Source organism: Variovorax sp. FW301-JW7, assembly GCF_058788795.1.
The window spans coordinates 109,520-122,453 of record NZ_JBYTBC010000006.1 but is presented as its reverse complement, the minus strand read 5'-3'; the positions used below and the strand labels follow the sequence as shown (position 1 = coordinate 122,453).

Here is a 12,934-nt window from a genome sequence, read left to right as displayed (position 1 = left end):
AGGGGCTTCAGCGATAGCTCTGGAAGACGCGCGTGCTGCCGTCGGCCAGCACCAGCAGCACGTCGTAGGCGTCGCGCTGGTCGCCGTAGGCCGGGCCGTCCATGCCGGGCGAGCCGATGGGCATGCCCGGCACGGCCAGGCCGATGGCCTTGGGCTTTTCCTTCAGCAGGCGCTGCATCTCGCGCGCCGGCACGTGGCCTTCGATGGCGTAGCCGCCGACGCGGCCGGTGTGGCACGAACCCAGCTTCGCCGGAATGCCGAGCCGCTCGCGCGCCGGGCCGTTGCCCTCGTCGTGCACGCGCGTGGCAAAGCCGTTCTTGTTGAGGTGCTTGACCCAGTCCTGGCAGCAGCCGCAGTTCGGGTCTTTCCAGATCTCGACCATCGGCGCGGCGGCCTGCGCGGCGAGCGGCAGGGATGCGGTGGCGGCGGCGAGTTTCAGGAGGGTTCGTCGTTGCATGGTCAGGTTCCTTTCATGCGATTCATCGGATTCACTTGGACGGGGCGGCTGCGGCGAGCACGCGCACGCGGCCGGCCATGCCGAGTTCGTAGTGGTCCTTCACGAGGCAGGCGAAGTCGAAATCGCCGGCGCGGTTGAAGGTCCAGATCAGTTCGCCGGTCTTGCCCGGCTGCACATGCGCCATCCAGGGCTCGTCGTGCTCCATGCCGGGGTGCTTCTTCATCATGGCGGCGTGGTCCTCGATGACGGCGGCGGTGCCCAGCACCAGCTCGTGCAGGTCCTTGCCGCGGTTCTTCAGCCGCAGTCGGATGGTGTCGCCTTCGCGCACTTCGAGGACCGAGGGCGTGAAGGTCATGTCGTCGGCCATCGCGATGTCGATGGTGCGCTTCACGGCGCTGGCCTTGCCGGCGATGCCCCAGGCTTTCTGCTCGGGCGCGAGCGTGGCGGTGCCGGCCTTGGGTGCGTGGCTTTCGTGGGCTGTGGCGAACGTGGTGACGGCCGCCAGTGCGATGCCGGCGACGAGGGGTGAGAAACGGGTGTTCATGACTGGAATTTCAAAAAGTTGGATCGATGCGATCAGTGGTTGTGGGCCTCATGGCCCGAGGGCTTGCGCACGGTGGCGCTGCCGCTGTCGGGGCTCGCGGGCGCGGCGCTCGTCTTGCGCGGCGCCACCGGCGCACCGCTGGCCGACACCTCGCGCGCGACCGTGCCGGCCGGGTGCTTGAACCAGCCCGGGTCGCGGTAGTCGCCCGGCTTCTGGTCGCGCCGCACCTTCAGCAGCGTGAACATGCCGCCCATCTCGGCCGAGCCGAAGGGGCCGGTGCCGGTCATCATGGGCACGGTGTTGTCGGGAATGGGCATTTCCATCTCGCCCATGTCGGCCATGCCCTTGTCGCCCATCACCATGTAGTCGGGCACGAGCTTCTTGATCTTCTCGGCCACGCCCTTGTGGTCCACGCCGATCATGGTCGGCACGTCGTGGCCCATCGGGCCCATCGTGTGGTGCGCCTTGTGGCAGTGCAGCGCCCAGTCGCCTTCCTCGTCGGCAATGAACTCCATCTGCCGCATCTGGCCCACCGCCACGTCCACCGACACCTCGGGCCAGCGCGCGGTGCGCGGCACGGGGCCGCCGTCGGTGCCCGTGACCTCGAACTCGTGGCCGTGGATGTGGATCGGGTGGTTGGTCATCGTGAGGTTGCCCGCGCGGATGCGCACGCGGTCGCCACGGCGCACGTTGAGCGTGTCGATGGCCGGGAACACGCGGCTGTTGAAGCTCCAGATGTTGAAGTCGGTCATGGTGTTGACCTTGGGCGTGGCGCTGCCGGGTTCCACGTCGAAGCTGCCGAGCAGGAAGCAGAAGTCGCGATCGACCTTCTCGATCAGCGGATGCTCCGCCTTCGGGTGCGTGACCCAGAAGCCCATCATCCCCATCGCCATCTGCACCATCTCGTCGGCATGCGGGTGGTACATGAAGGTGCCGGGGCGGCGCGCCGTGAACTCGTAGACGAAGGTCTTGCCCGGCGGAATGTGCGGCTGCGTGATGCCGCCCACGCCGTCCATGCCGTTGGGCAGGCGCTGGCCGTGCCAGTGCACGGTGGTGTGCTCGGGCAGCTTGTTGGTCACGAAGATGCGCACGCGGTCGCCCTCGACCACCTCGATGGTCGGGCCGGGCGACTGGCCGTTGTAGCCCCACATGTTGACCTTGAAGCCGGGCGCCATCTCGCGCACCACGGGTTCGGCGACGAGGTGGAATTCCTTGACGCCGGCGTTCATGCGCCAGGGCAGCGTCCAGCCGTTGAGCGTGACGACGGGGTTGTAGGGCCGGCCGTTGGGCGGCACGAGCGGCGGCGCGGTGGCGGTCGATGCCTGCGTCACCGGCTCGGGCAGCGCGGCCATGCTCACGCGGCTCACGGTGGTGGCGGCCACGGCCGTGGCGGCGCCCGCAAAGAAGTTGCGACGGTTCATGTCAGTGGCCTCCCGCCGCAGGTTCGTTGGTGGCCGCGGTCTGCAGGGCCGTCATGCCGCCGGGCGAGCTGCCCGTGAGCACCAGTTGAAGGTCGGTGTCGGCCAGCCAGAAATCGCGCTGGGCTTCCATGCCGGCGTTCACGGCGAGCATGCTGGCGCGCGTTTCGCCGAGCAGCTCCCACACGCTGGCGAGCATGCCGTTGTAGCGCAGCACCATCTCCTCGTTGACCTGCTTGCGCAGCGGCAGCACCTCGTCGCGGTAGCGGCGCGCCAGGGCGTAGGCGGTGTTCCAGCCCTGCCAGGCTTCGCGCGCCTCGCTGGCCGCGAGCACGCCCACGTCGCGCACGCGCGCGGCCGACTGCAGGTACTGCGCCTCGGCGCGGCCGTTACGGGCCTGGCCCCAGTCGAAGATCGGAATCGGCAGGTCGAGCTCGAAGCCGCGCGTGGTCGATTTCGAGCGATCGGCATCGTTCTCGAAGGTGGTGTTGCGCACCACGCCCAGCTCCATGGCATTGATCACGCTCGTGGCGTGCGTCAGGCCGAGCGAGCCGGCCACGGCCGTGTTCTGTGCCTGCGCCGAGCGCACGTCGAGCCGGTCGCGCAGCGCCAGGGCCTGCACGTCGCCGAGTTCGGGCGCGGCCTTCGGCAGCGGCGGCAGGCGGTCGGGCAGGGTGTAGGCGGTGCGCGTGCCGCTCAGGCCCAGCAGGCGCGTGAGCTGTTCGCGGCTGGCGACGGCCGCCTGTTCGGCGCGTGCGAGCTGCGCGGACGCATCGGCCAGCAGCAGCTGTTCGCGTGTGCGCTGCAGCGCGCTCCAGTTGCCGACCTGGGCCATGCGGTGCGCCAGTTCGGCGCCGGCCTCGGTGGCGTCCTTCGCGTCGCGCAGGTAGCTCACGCTCTGCTGCGCGGCCACCGCGCGCACCCAGGCGCGGCGGGCGTCGGCGGCCAGCAGCAGCACGCTTTGCGCGGCCTGCAGCTTGGCGGCCTCATGCCGCTGGCCGGCCCAGCGCGCCTGCCACGGCAGCGTGAGCAGGCCCACCACGTTGAAGCTCAGCATGCGCTCGAACTCGCGCTCGCTGCCCTGCGCCAGACGGCTGAAGGACAGCACCGGGTTCGGCAGGCTCGCGGCCTGCACGCGGTCGGCGTCGCTCAGTTGCAGCGTGGCAAAGGCGTCCTGCACGCGCGGGCTGTTGACGAGCGCGATGCGCACGGCGGCTTCGGCGTCCAGCGGCTTGGCGAGCAGCGCGTCGACGCTTTGCTGCGAGGCGTCGTCCGGCTTGCGCTGGGCCGCGGCGCCCGCCATGAGCGGGTTGCCGTCGACCAGCGCCTGCACGTCGCCGGCGCCGCCGTCGGGTGCCAGGCTGGCGCAGCCGGCGAGCACCAACGCAGCGGTCAGCGCGGTGGCGGTTCGGAGGAATGAAAAGTGACTTTTTCGCCCGGGGGGCGGGCTATCTGTTCGATAGCGGGGGATGCCGGCATACGGCCGGCGAGCAAGGGAATTCACGAGCGATCTCCATGGGCAATACGGCGAACGCTGCGAGCCGAGAAGGGCTCACTGCGGACGGACTACGGGCAGGAAGATCAGGAAATGGGCGGCTTGAAGCCCAGGACGGGCTCGGCGCTGGCAAAGCGGGCCGCGTGCGCGGCCGGTGGCGCCTGGGGCGCCGCATGCGGGGTGTCGACCAGCGGCATGCCGCCGAGCGCCACCGTGTGGCAGACCTGGCAGGCGACACAGGTGCCGCAGTTCGCGTGGTCGGTGCCGTGGGACTGCTGCGAATCGCCGCTGCTGCCGTGCATGGCCGCCATGTCGTGGCCGGTGTCGGCCTCCATGGTGGCTTCATGGCAGTGCGATTCGGCGATGCCGGTGGCCGCGGCCACCACCGCCTCGGCGGCGGGCAGCGAATGCCGCACCATCTCGAGCGCCATGGCGTCGCCGAGCCAGCCGCGGATGGGCAGCAGGGCGATCATGAGGGCGAGCAGCAGGGTGCGCATGGTTGGGCGCGATGATAAACCGGGGCGGGGCGTCAGTGCCTCAAGACACCAGCTGGCCGCGGGCCTTGTCGACCCACACCTGCAGGTTGTCGAGCAGGTCTTTCTGGCTGAACGAGCAGCTTTCCTCGCTGAAGAGCGCGCTCGATTCGAGGCGGTCCAGCAGGTTCAGCAGCACCTCGCCATAACGCGGCGGCAGGGCGCCGAGCAGCTCGGTGCTGGCGCGCGCGGCCGTGGAGAGCGTGGCGACAGAGCCGCTGCCGCCTTGCAGCGCGGCGATGCCCGAGGCGATGGTGTCGAGTTGCGTCACGGAGCTCATGAGGTGGCCTTCGCTGGTGGTGGCAGTGCCAGCCCGCGTTCGCGCATGAGGTCGCGCAGCACGTCGGGGTAGTCGGTGATCAGGCCGTCGGCGCCCGCGTCCATGAGTCGGACCATGTCGGCGCGCTGGTTCACGGTCCAGGGCACGACCTTCATGCCGAGCTTCTGCGCCTCGCGGATCGCGGGGGCGCCCAGGTCGGCGTGCGCCGGCGACCAGATCAGCGGCCCGGTCGATGCACCGGCCGCGGCCTTCACGAGCTGCGGCACCGAGGCGAAGTTCGCGGCGGCCAGGCCGGCGGTCCAGCGGCTGTCCTTCAGCGTGCGGGGCGTGGTGAGGTAGGCGCGCGACAGCTGCGGCGCGAGCTGGCCGACCAGCGCGAGCGTGCGCCAGTCGAAGCTCTGGATGGTCACGCGGTCGGCCATCTTCGCCTTGTCGATCTCGGCCAGCAGCGCGCGCACCATGGGTTCGGGTGCGGCCGTCTCGTCGGGCTTGGTCGGGTCGATCTTGGTCTCGATGTTGAAGTGCACCCGTGCGGCATCGGCGCCCCGCGCCTGCACCTGCGCGAACAGCGCGGCCAGCGTGGGAATGCGTTCGCCGTCGCGCGGCTGCTGCAGCGCGAACTGCTTGCCGTAGTTGCTCTCGGGGTTGAGGCGGCCCACGTCGTAGGTCTGCAGCTGCGCCAGCGTGAGCGAGCGCACGGACGGGGCGGGTTGGGCCGTGAGCCAGGCACCGCGCGCGTCGCGCGTGTGGTCGGCGTTGAGCGCCGTGTCGTGCGACACCACCACCACGCCGTCGGCCGTGAGCCCGATGTCGAGTTCGAGCGTGGTCACGCCCAGATTCATTGCGTTCGAGAACGCGGCCAGCGTGTTCTCGGGCGCCAGGCCGCGTCCGCCGCGGTGGGCCTGCAGGTCGAAGTGCTGTTTCACCTTGGGGGCGACAGCGGCACAGCCGGCGCCGACGAGCGCAGCGGCGATCAGGAGAAGGACGGCGCGATGTTTCATTTGAGTTGCACCTTGATGCCGTTGTCTTGCACCGTGATGTCGCCCACCTCGTAGGTCTTGCGCCCGACCGTGAGTTCGTCGGCTGTGAAGCTGCGCAGGATCTGGCCCTGCAGCAACTCTTGCGCGACCACCGCGCCGACCTTCTGCAGGCGCTCGGCGTCGCGGCCTTCCACGCCCTGCAGTTCGAGCCGCTCGGCCTTGGGCTGATCGAGCCGCAGCGCGCGTGCCGCCGCGTCGTAGCGCAGCGCGCTGCTCACCGACACCACGCCCTGCACCGGCGAGGCCGCCAGCAGCGGGCTGGCGATGGTCAGCGTGGCCGTGATGGCCGCGCGGTTGGCGCGCCCGTCCAGGCCCAGTTGCGGGTCGCGCAGCCCGACCATGAAGATCTCGGCATAGCGCTCGGCCACCGGAAAGCGCTTGGCGATCTGCGACTGCAGCTCCTCGCGCGTGGCGGTGTACTCGTTGGTAAAGAAGTTGAAGCCGGCCAGCGCCGCGAACGGCGCGGGCAGGGCGGCGGCGCCCAGCAGCGCGCGCAGCACGCGACGGCGGAAATGAGAGGGCGGGATTCGGTCGGTCATGGAGCGTGCGAGCTTGCCACAGGCGATGAGGTTCCCGCCAGCGCCGAAGGGGCGCGTCGGCGTGTCGGACGGTCAGCCGTTCACGCGCAGTTCGTAGCGCGCAAACGTCCCGCCGCGCAGGTCGATGCAGCTGTGCAGCGCGAAGCCGAAGCCTTCGTACAGCGTGCGCAGCGCGGCGCGGTCGGCCACGCAGTCCAGCCGCAGCCAGGGGCGCCCGAGCGCGCGGGCGTGGTCGCGTGCATGGCCCAGCAGCGCGCGCGACACGCCCCGGCCGGCCCAGGCGCGGCGCACGGCCAGCTTGTGCACGAACAGCGCGTTGCCGGGCGCGATCTCGGGCCAGAACGACGGGTCTTCCAGGTCCAGGCGCATCACGCCGGCCCAGTCGCCGTTCTCTTTGGCCACCACGTAGCGGCCGGCGTCGGTGTCGCGCTGGATGCGTTCGAGGCCGGTGTCGGCGGCGCTCCAGAGCGGGCGTCCGCCCTCGGCGAGCCATTGCGCGGCTTCGGTCAACACGGCCGCGACGGCGGGCGCTTCGGTGGAAAGGGCGGGTTCGATGTGCATCGGCGCGCAGCTTACCGGTGTCAGGTGTGGCGGATCACGTGGAAGCCTTCCTCGGCCGTGGGCGGCACGAAGTGGCGGGTGATCAGGTCGAACTGCGCGTCGGAGGTCTCGAACGGGTGCTCGCCCGCCGCGTTGCGCGCCCGCAGCCGCGCCTTGCAGATGTCGTCCGGCACGTCGAGAAAGTGCAGTTGGTGCGCCGCGCCGGCCTGCTCGAAGAGGCCGCGCGCCCAGGCGCGGTGGCTCACGGTGTTGGCCGGAAAGTCGAGCACCACCGACACGCCGGCGCCCAGCAGCGCGCAGACATGCTCGCCCATCGCCTGCTTGAGCCGGTCCGCGGCGCGCACGTAGTCGGGCAGTGCGTGGATTTCGCCGGGGTAGAGCGCGGCGAGCCAGGTGTCCTCGCTGATGCACACGGTGGCGGGCGCCTGGGCCAGGCGCCGGGTCAGCGTGGATTTTCCGGCGCCGATCTTGCCGCAGACCATGTGGAGCACGGGCGGTGGGGGTGGTGTCGATGTCATTCGGTCTCCTGCGGGTGGGGGAACAAACCCCGGGAGACGGACAAGAAAAACCCGCCTCCTGGGGCGGGTTGCATGGCGTGGTTTCGAACCGTGCGCTAGCTCACCCGCTCTCGCGAGAGCGGACGAATGATCGATGCGGTGCGAAGGCGGGCCATGGAGGTCGAGGGTAACCCGGCGCGGGGTTTGCGGGGAAGCGGCGGCGATCACGTCTTTGCCGACTGCACCCCATTGACCGGGCAACGGCGCGAACCAGGAACCACGGTTTGAAATGCGCCGGAAATTCCTTTCGGACAGGTCGGGTGCATTTGTGAATTCAATTTGATATTTTTGTTATCTATATAATTATTTGTGTTTATTCAATTTTCTATATTCCGCATCGATGTAATTAATTAGAACTAATTTGAATTTCCTATTAAGGGGAATAAAAAAATACGTGATAAAGAAGCGAGCCGATTTTTTCAAGGCCACCAGGCCACGGAAATCGGTGGGCCGAGAGGCTTTCCGGCCCGCACTTCGGGAGCACCTCATGGACGAATTCCTGATCGCCGTCGATGCCGAAGACCGCCCCCTGCACGCGGTCGAGAAGATGAACGCCCACCGCGAAGGCATCCTGCACCGGGCGTTCTCGATCTTCCTGTTCGACACGCAGGGCCGGGTGCTGCTGCAGCAGCGCGCGCTGGGCAAGTACCACTCGCCCGGCCTGTGGAGCAACAGCTGCTGCGGGCATCCACGCCCCGGCGAGGCAACCGACGCAGCCGCCCTGCGGCGGCTGCACGAAGAGCTGGGCCTGCGGTGCGCGCTGCAGCCGGTGACGGCCTTTCTCTACCGGGAGGCGGTGTCCGCGGAACTGGTCGAGCACGAGTACGACCACGTGTTCGTCGGCATTGCGCACGACCTGCCGCAACCCGACCCCGGCGAGGTGCGCGCGTGGCGATGGTTGGCGTTGCCCGACCTGCACCGCGAATTGGCGCGGGCCCCGGCGCACTTCACGATCTGGCTGCACCGGATCGCCGAGCGCTTCGGGCCGGAAGGCCTGGGGTCCTGGCAGGAACGCGCGTTGGCGACGGGGTGACGCACGCTGGGCTACGGGCTCGCAAGGCCTACCGGTTTCCGTTGCTTTGCGTCCTCATTGCATGTAGCTCCAAAGTTCTATATCAGAAAATTTCTCTTTAACGAGAACATTTATTGCACTAAATTATCAATTCGCTCCCGGCGATGCCTTACAAGCCGGGAAGTCGGGTAATTCAAGGATTTGATGAGAAGGAATCACCTCTGTTGAATTGATGGGATCCGTGGTTGTGCATCCGTAGTCATGGGAATTCATGCAATGAGAATTCCCCGTTGCGTGGCCTTCTCGCCATTCGATGCGATTGAATTGCTTTGAAAGAAGGCAGACATGAAGCAGAAGAGCGAACAGGCCGCGGTGTACCCCTGCACGTCCACAACAGCCCCCGGCTGAGAGGTGGCAGCGGTGTTGCGCATCACCTTCCGGCAGCTGGAGGCCTTTCACTGGGCCGCGACATTGGGCTCCGTCAACGCGGCGGCCCGCCACCTCTTTGTCAGCCAACCCGCCATCACGGCCCGCGTGAGGGAGCTCGAAGGCATCCTCGGGCACGCGCTGTTCGCGCGCAGCCAGCAGGGCGTGCAGTTGACCGCGGCCGGCTGCGAACTGTTCCAACAGGTGCAGGTCGTGTTGCAGGCCGGCGAAGAGGTCGAGCGGCGCGGCGGGCGGTCTCTGCCGCCGCAGGCCGCCGGCCTGCTGTGCGGCATCGACGAATCGCAGCAGCGCCTGTAGCCCGCCAGGGCCGGGTCAGTCGTGCAGCGACGAGAGGAACTGCTTCAGCTCCGGTGTCTGCGGCGCGCCGAACAGCTCCGCCGGCGGACCCATCTCGTGCACGCGGCCCTGGTGCATGAAGATCACGCGGTCGCTGACCTTGCGCGCAAAGCTCATCTCGTGCGTGACCATCAACAGCGTCATGCCCTCGTCGGCCAGCGACTCCACCACGCGCAGCACCTCGCCGACCAGCTCCGGGTCGAGCGCCGAGGTGATCTCGTCGCACAGCAGCACGGCCGGTTCCATCGCGAGCGCGCGGGCGATCGCCACGCGCTGCTGCTGGCCGCCCGACAGTTGCTCGGGCATCGCATCGAACTTCTCGGCCAGGCCCACGCGCTCGAGCAGCTTGCGCGCCTGCGAAGCCGCTTCCGCCTGCGAACGCTTTTTCACCAGCGTGGGCGCCAGCATCACGTTCTTGCCGACCGTGAGGTGCGGGAACAGGTTGAAGCCCTGGAAGATCATGCCCACGCGCTGGCGCAGCGTGCGCATGGCCATCGCGCTCTCGTGCAAGAGCGGCTTGCCGTCGACCGTGAGCGCACCTTCCTGGAACACCTCGAGCCCGTTGATGCAGCGCAGGAGCGTGCTCTTGCCCGAGCCGCTCTTGCCGATGATGGCGATCACCTCGCCGCGCTTCACGTCCAGGTCGATGCCCTTGAGCACCTCGTTCGTGCCGTAGGACTTGCGCAGCGCCGTGATGCGCACGATGGGCGCGGCGAACGATGCGGCTTCGGGTTGGGTTTGTTCAAGCACGGCGGCCATGGGTCTTCCTCTCGAGGGTCTTGGCGTACAGGCTCACGGGGAAGCACAGCACGAAGTAAAGCAGGGCCACGCAGCTGAACACCACGAAGGGCTGGAAGGTGGCGTTCGAAATCATGCTGCCGGCCTTGGTGAGTTCGACAAACCCGATCACCGACGCCAGCGCCGTGCCCTTGATCACCTGCACCAGGAAACCGACCGTGGGCGCGATGGCGATCTTCACGGCCTGCGGCAGGATCACGTGGCGCATCTGCTCGCCGAAGCTCAGCGCCAGGCTGCCCGAGGCCTCCCACTGGCCCTTCGGAATCGAGGCCACGCAACCGCGCCAGATCTCGGTGAGAAAGGCGCTGGTGTACAGCGTGAGCGCCACGCTCGCGGCGGTCCACGCCGACACGTCGATGCCGAACAGCGCGATGCCGAAGTAGGCGAGAAACAGCTGCATCAGCAGCGGCGTGCCCTGGAACAGCTGCACGTACAGGCCCACGGCCCGCTGCGCCGCCTTGCCGCCGCGCAGCCGCGCGAACAGCAGCAGCGCGCCCACGATCCCGCCGCCGACGAAGGCGATGAGCGAGAGCACGACGGTCCAGCGCAGCGCCATCAGCAGGTTGCGCAGGATGTCCCACAAAGAAAAATCGACCATGGTGCAGGGCCTCGCGTTCAGCGGCCGAAGAAGAAGCGCGGCCCCGCCCACTGGAGCAGGCGGCGCAGCGCCACGGCCAGCGCCAGGTAGATGAGCGTGGCGACGATGAAGGATTCGAAGGCGCGGAAGTTGCGGCTCTGGATCAGGTTGGCCGCATAGCTCAGCTCCTCGGTCGAGATCTGCCCGCACACCGCCGAGCCCAGCATCACGATGACGATCTGGCTCACCATCGCGGGCCACACCTTCTTGAGCGCCGGCGGCAGCACCACGCGCAGGAACACCTGCGCCTTGCTGAGCGCCAGGCTCACGGCGGCCTCGATCTGCCCCTTGGGCGTGGCCTCGATGCCGGCGCGGATGATTTCGGTGGAATACGCGCCCAGGTTCATCACCATCGCGATCACCGACGCCACCTCGGGCGAGAGCTTCACGCCCGCGGCCGGCAGCCCGAAGAAGATGAAGAACAGCTGCACGATGAAGGGCGTGTTGCGGATCAGCTCCACGTACGCACCCACGAGCGCGCGCAGCCACGCCGGCCCGCCCGAACGGGCCCACGCGCACAGCGTGCCCACGGCCAGCCCGAGCACGGTGCCCACGGCCGTGAGGCCCAGCGTCCATGCCACGCCGCGCAGCAGCAGCGGCCACTCGGCGAGCACCGCGCCGAAATCGAATTCAATGCCCATGGCCGCGCCTTTGGCTCAGACCGGCAGGTCGCCAGCGGCCTTGCCGAGCCACTTCTTGGACATCGCGTCGAGCGTGCCGTCCTTCTTGGCGGCGGCAATGATCTCGTTGACCCGGGTCTTCAATGCGGTCTCGCCCTTGGCGATGCCGATGAAGCAGGGGCTGTCCTTCAGCAGCAGCTTGTACTCGGCGCTCACCTTCGGGTTCTTCGCGAGCATGTCGCCGGCCACCGCCGCGCTGGTGGCGAGGGTCTGCGTCTGGCCGGCCACGAAGGCGGCGATCGTCGCGTTGTTGTCCTCGAAGCGGCGGTAGTCGACGTTCGGCGGCGCCACCTTGTTCAGTTCCTGGTCTTCCATGGCGCCGCGCGTCACGGCGACGGTCTTGCCGGCCATGTCGGCGAAGCTCGTGAGCTTCATGCTCTTGGCCGCATACACGGCCTGGAAGAAGGGCGCATAGGCCGCGCTGAAGTCGATCACCTTCTCGCGCTCGACGTTCTTGCCGAGCGTGGAGATCACGAGGTCGGCCTTGCGCGTCTGCAGGTAGGGAATGCGGTTGGCGCTGGTCACCGGCACCAGCTCGACCTTCACGCCGAGCTTGGCGGCGATGAGCTGCGCCATCTCCACGTCCAGGCCCTGCGGCTGCATGTTGCGGTCGACCGAGCCGTACGGCGGGTAGTCGGTGGGCACGGCGATCTTGATCGTCTTGGCCTTGAGCACGTTGTCGAGCGCGTTCTGCGCCTGGGCGGCGCCGGTGGCGGCCAGCAGGGCGACGCTGGCCAGCGCGAGGGCGAGGCGGCGGGAGGCGAAAGAGGTCATAGCAGGGCTCCTAGGTAGGTCGATGAATCGGTGGTGGCGTCGTCGGCGGGTGCGGCCTTGCGGCGGCGCTTCGGCGCGGGGGTGTTGTTCAGCGGTGCCAGCGCATCGCGCAGCTGCGCGAGCGGGTCGGCGGGCGCCTGCACGCGCAGCGCCGACTGCACCGTGCCGATGTGCGCGGCCATCAGCGCCTCGGCGGCGGCGTGGTCGCCGCGCTCCAGCGCCGCGACGATCTGCACGTGGTCTTCGCACGACTGCACCGCATCGTGCGTGCTCTGGTAGAGCATGGCGATCAGCGTGGTGCGCGCGGTGAAGTCGCGCAGCGTGTCGGCCAGCAGCGTGTTGCCCAGGCACTCGGCCAGGCACACATGGAAGTCGCCCAGGAGGAAGCTGCGGTGGCCGACGTCGCTCTCTTTCAGTGCGGCCTTTTCACGCTGAAGGTGCGCCTTCAGCTGGCGCAGGGCGGCCTTGTCGATCTTGTCGGTACTTCGGATGAGCCCGAGCTCGATCACGCGCCGCGCCTCGAAGGCCTCGCGCGCCTCGTCCTGCGAGGGCTCGATGACGAACCAGCCGCGCCGCGCGCTCACCGTGACGATGCCGCGCGCGGCCAGCCGCGTGAGCGCCTCGCGCACGATGGTGCGGCTGCAGTCGAACAGCATCGCCAGCGGCTGCTCGCCCAGGCGCGCGCCGGGCGCGAGCTTCTGCGCCATCACCGCTTCGACGATGCGTGCACTGATTTCGGATGCGGAGATGGCCATAGGCCTGCATATCAGCAGCTTCCGTGCCAACTGGTATGCAAGCCGTGTGCACCGAAATGGGCCGGCCGCGG

17 protein-coding genes are annotated in these 12,934 nt (G+C 68.5%); 2 read left to right on the top strand and 15 right to left on the bottom strand.

Going from position 1 to position 12,934, the window contains the following annotated elements:
* Positions 1-7: 7 nt before the first annotated feature.
* The 10 genes from AC3WQM_RS18000 to AC3WQM_RS17955 form a co-directional block, all read right to left on the bottom strand.
* Complete coding sequence (locus AC3WQM_RS18000; RefSeq protein ID WP_492680591.1) at positions 8-457, bottom strand: DUF411 domain-containing protein; 450 nt, start codon at positions 455-457, stop codon at positions 8-10.
* Positions 458-488: 31 nt separating this feature from the next.
* On the bottom strand, positions 489-1,001 hold the full coding sequence (locus AC3WQM_RS17995; RefSeq protein ID WP_492680589.1) for a cupredoxin domain-containing protein: 513 nt from the start codon (positions 999-1,001) through the stop codon (positions 489-491).
* Between the two features lie 32 nt (positions 1,002-1,033).
* Complete coding sequence (locus AC3WQM_RS17990) at positions 1,034-2,422, bottom strand: multicopper oxidase family protein (protein WP_492680587.1); 1,389 nt, start codon at positions 2,420-2,422, stop codon at positions 1,034-1,036.
* A gap of 1 nt (position 2,423) precedes the next feature.
* The gene (locus AC3WQM_RS17985) at positions 2,424-3,800 is read right to left on the bottom strand and encodes a TolC family protein (protein ID WP_492680585.1); all 1,377 of its coding nucleotides are present in this window, start codon (positions 3,798-3,800) and stop codon (positions 2,424-2,426) included.
* A 200-nt stretch (positions 3,801-4,000) separates the two neighbouring features.
* Positions 4,001-4,411 (bottom strand): hypothetical protein, encoded by a 411-nt coding sequence (locus AC3WQM_RS17980; protein ID WP_492680583.1) that lies wholly within the window; start codon positions 4,409-4,411, stop codon positions 4,001-4,003.
* Positions 4,412-4,451: 40 nt separating this feature from the next.
* Positions 4,452-4,727: a hypothetical protein gene (locus AC3WQM_RS17975; protein WP_492680581.1), complete on the bottom strand. Its 276-nt coding sequence runs from the start codon at positions 4,725-4,727 to the stop codon at positions 4,452-4,454.
* Positions 4,724-5,728, bottom strand: a complete 1,005-nt coding sequence (locus AC3WQM_RS17970) for a glycerophosphodiester phosphodiesterase (RefSeq protein ID WP_492680579.1) — start codon at positions 5,726-5,728, stop codon at positions 4,724-4,726. The genes AC3WQM_RS17975 and AC3WQM_RS17970 overlap by 4 nt, the downstream gene beginning before the upstream one ends.
* Entirely contained in the window at positions 5,725-6,306 is a 582-nt protein-coding gene (locus tag AC3WQM_RS17965) for a YceB family lipoprotein (RefSeq protein ID WP_062475964.1), read from the bottom strand. The genes AC3WQM_RS17970 and AC3WQM_RS17965 overlap by 4 nt, the downstream gene beginning before the upstream one ends.
* 72 nt (positions 6,307-6,378) lie before the next feature.
* On the bottom strand, positions 6,379-6,867 hold the full coding sequence (locus AC3WQM_RS17960) for a GNAT family N-acetyltransferase (protein WP_492680577.1): 489 nt from the start codon (positions 6,865-6,867) through the stop codon (positions 6,379-6,381).
* Between the two features lie 20 nt (positions 6,868-6,887).
* The gene (locus tag AC3WQM_RS17955; protein ID WP_492680575.1) at positions 6,888-7,385 is read right to left on the bottom strand and encodes a P-loop nucleotide/nucleoside kinase family protein; all 498 of its coding nucleotides are present in this window, start codon (positions 7,383-7,385) and stop codon (positions 6,888-6,890) included.
* 526 nt (positions 7,386-7,911) lie between these two features.
* On the opposite strand from AC3WQM_RS17955, the gene idi reads away from it, so the two are divergent.
* Both idi and AC3WQM_RS17945 read left to right on the top strand, forming a co-directional pair.
* Positions 7,912-8,457, top strand: a complete 546-nt coding sequence (gene idi, locus AC3WQM_RS17950; protein ID WP_492680573.1) for an isopentenyl-diphosphate Delta-isomerase — start codon at positions 7,912-7,914, stop codon at positions 8,455-8,457.
* Positions 8,458-8,856: 399 nt separating this feature from the next.
* On the top strand, positions 8,857-9,180 hold the full coding sequence (locus AC3WQM_RS17945; protein WP_492680571.1) for a LysR family transcriptional regulator: 324 nt from the start codon (positions 8,857-8,859) through the stop codon (positions 9,178-9,180).
* A 15-nt stretch (positions 9,181-9,195) separates the two neighbouring features.
* Here AC3WQM_RS17945 and AC3WQM_RS17940 read toward each other — a convergent pair whose 3' ends face one another.
* The 5 genes from AC3WQM_RS17940 to AC3WQM_RS17920 are packed head-to-tail and all read right to left on the bottom strand — an operon-like array spanning position 9,196 to position 12,863.
* Positions 9,196-9,978 carry an amino acid ABC transporter ATP-binding protein gene (locus tag AC3WQM_RS17940; protein ID WP_492680569.1) on the bottom strand — a complete coding sequence of 261 codons (783 nt, stop codon included), beginning with the start codon at positions 9,976-9,978 and terminating at the stop codon, positions 9,196-9,198.
* Positions 9,962-10,615 (bottom strand): amino acid ABC transporter permease, encoded by a 654-nt coding sequence (locus AC3WQM_RS17935; protein ID WP_095746234.1) that lies wholly within the window; start codon positions 10,613-10,615, stop codon positions 9,962-9,964. The genes AC3WQM_RS17940 and AC3WQM_RS17935 overlap by 17 nt, the downstream gene beginning before the upstream one ends.
* A gap of 17 nt (positions 10,616-10,632) precedes the next feature.
* Positions 10,633-11,295 (bottom strand): amino acid ABC transporter permease, encoded by a 663-nt coding sequence (locus AC3WQM_RS17930; RefSeq protein WP_062475944.1) that lies wholly within the window; start codon positions 11,293-11,295, stop codon positions 10,633-10,635.
* 15 nt (positions 11,296-11,310) lie between these two features.
* The gene (locus AC3WQM_RS17925) at positions 11,311-12,108 is read right to left on the bottom strand and encodes a transporter substrate-binding domain-containing protein (protein ID WP_492680567.1); all 798 of its coding nucleotides are present in this window, start codon (positions 12,106-12,108) and stop codon (positions 11,311-11,313) included.
* Entirely contained in the window at positions 12,105-12,863 is a 759-nt protein-coding gene (locus tag AC3WQM_RS17920; RefSeq protein ID WP_492680565.1) for a GntR family transcriptional regulator, read from the bottom strand. Before AC3WQM_RS17920 ends, AC3WQM_RS17925 begins: the two co-directional genes overlap by 4 nt.
* Positions 12,864-12,934: the final 71 nt, after the last annotated feature.

Coding starts and splice junctions, on each gene's coding strand:
- AC3WQM_RS17920 (WP_492680565.1), bottom strand. CDS start 12,863: ATGGCCATCTCCGCATCCGAAATCAGTGCACGCATCGTCGAAGCGGTG.
- AC3WQM_RS17930 (WP_062475944.1), bottom strand. CDS start 11,295: ATGGGCATTGAATTCGATTTCGGCGCGGTGCTCGCCGAGTGGCCGCTG.
- AC3WQM_RS17970 (WP_492680579.1), bottom strand. CDS start 5,728: ATGAAACATCGCGCCGTCCTTCTCCTGATCGCCGCTGCGCTCGTCGGC.
- AC3WQM_RS18000 (WP_492680591.1), bottom strand. CDS start 457: ATGCAACGACGAACCCTCCTGAAACTCGCCGCCGCCACCGCATCCCTG.
- AC3WQM_RS17935 (WP_095746234.1), bottom strand. CDS start 10,615: ATGGTCGATTTTTCTTTGTGGGACATCCTGCGCAACCTGCTGATGGCG.
- AC3WQM_RS17925 (WP_492680567.1), bottom strand. CDS start 12,108: ATGACCTCTTTCGCCTCCCGCCGCCTCGCCCTCGCGCTGGCCAGCGTC.
- AC3WQM_RS17995 (WP_492680589.1), bottom strand. CDS start 1,001: ATGAACACCCGTTTCTCACCCCTCGTCGCCGGCATCGCACTGGCGGCC.
- AC3WQM_RS17940 (WP_492680569.1), bottom strand. CDS start 9,978: ATGGCCGCCGTGCTTGAACAAACCCAACCCGAAGCCGCATCGTTCGCC.
- AC3WQM_RS17960 (WP_492680577.1), bottom strand. CDS start 6,867: ATGCACATCGAACCCGCCCTTTCCACCGAAGCGCCCGCCGTCGCGGCC.
- AC3WQM_RS17965 (WP_062475964.1), bottom strand. CDS start 6,306: ATGACCGACCGAATCCCGCCCTCTCATTTCCGCCGTCGCGTGCTGCGC.
- idi (WP_492680573.1), top strand. CDS start 7,912: ATGGACGAATTCCTGATCGCCGTCGATGCCGAAGACCGCCCCCTGCAC.
- AC3WQM_RS17975 (WP_492680581.1), bottom strand. CDS start 4,727: ATGAGCTCCGTGACGCAACTCGACACCATCGCCTCGGGCATCGCCGCG.
- AC3WQM_RS17980 (WP_492680583.1), bottom strand. CDS start 4,411: ATGCGCACCCTGCTGCTCGCCCTCATGATCGCCCTGCTGCCCATCCGC.
- AC3WQM_RS17990 (WP_492680587.1), bottom strand. CDS start 2,422: ATGAACCGTCGCAACTTCTTTGCGGGCGCCGCCACGGCCGTGGCCGCC.
- AC3WQM_RS17955 (WP_492680575.1), bottom strand. CDS start 7,385: ATGACATCGACACCACCCCCACCGCCCGTGCTCCACATGGTCTGCGGC.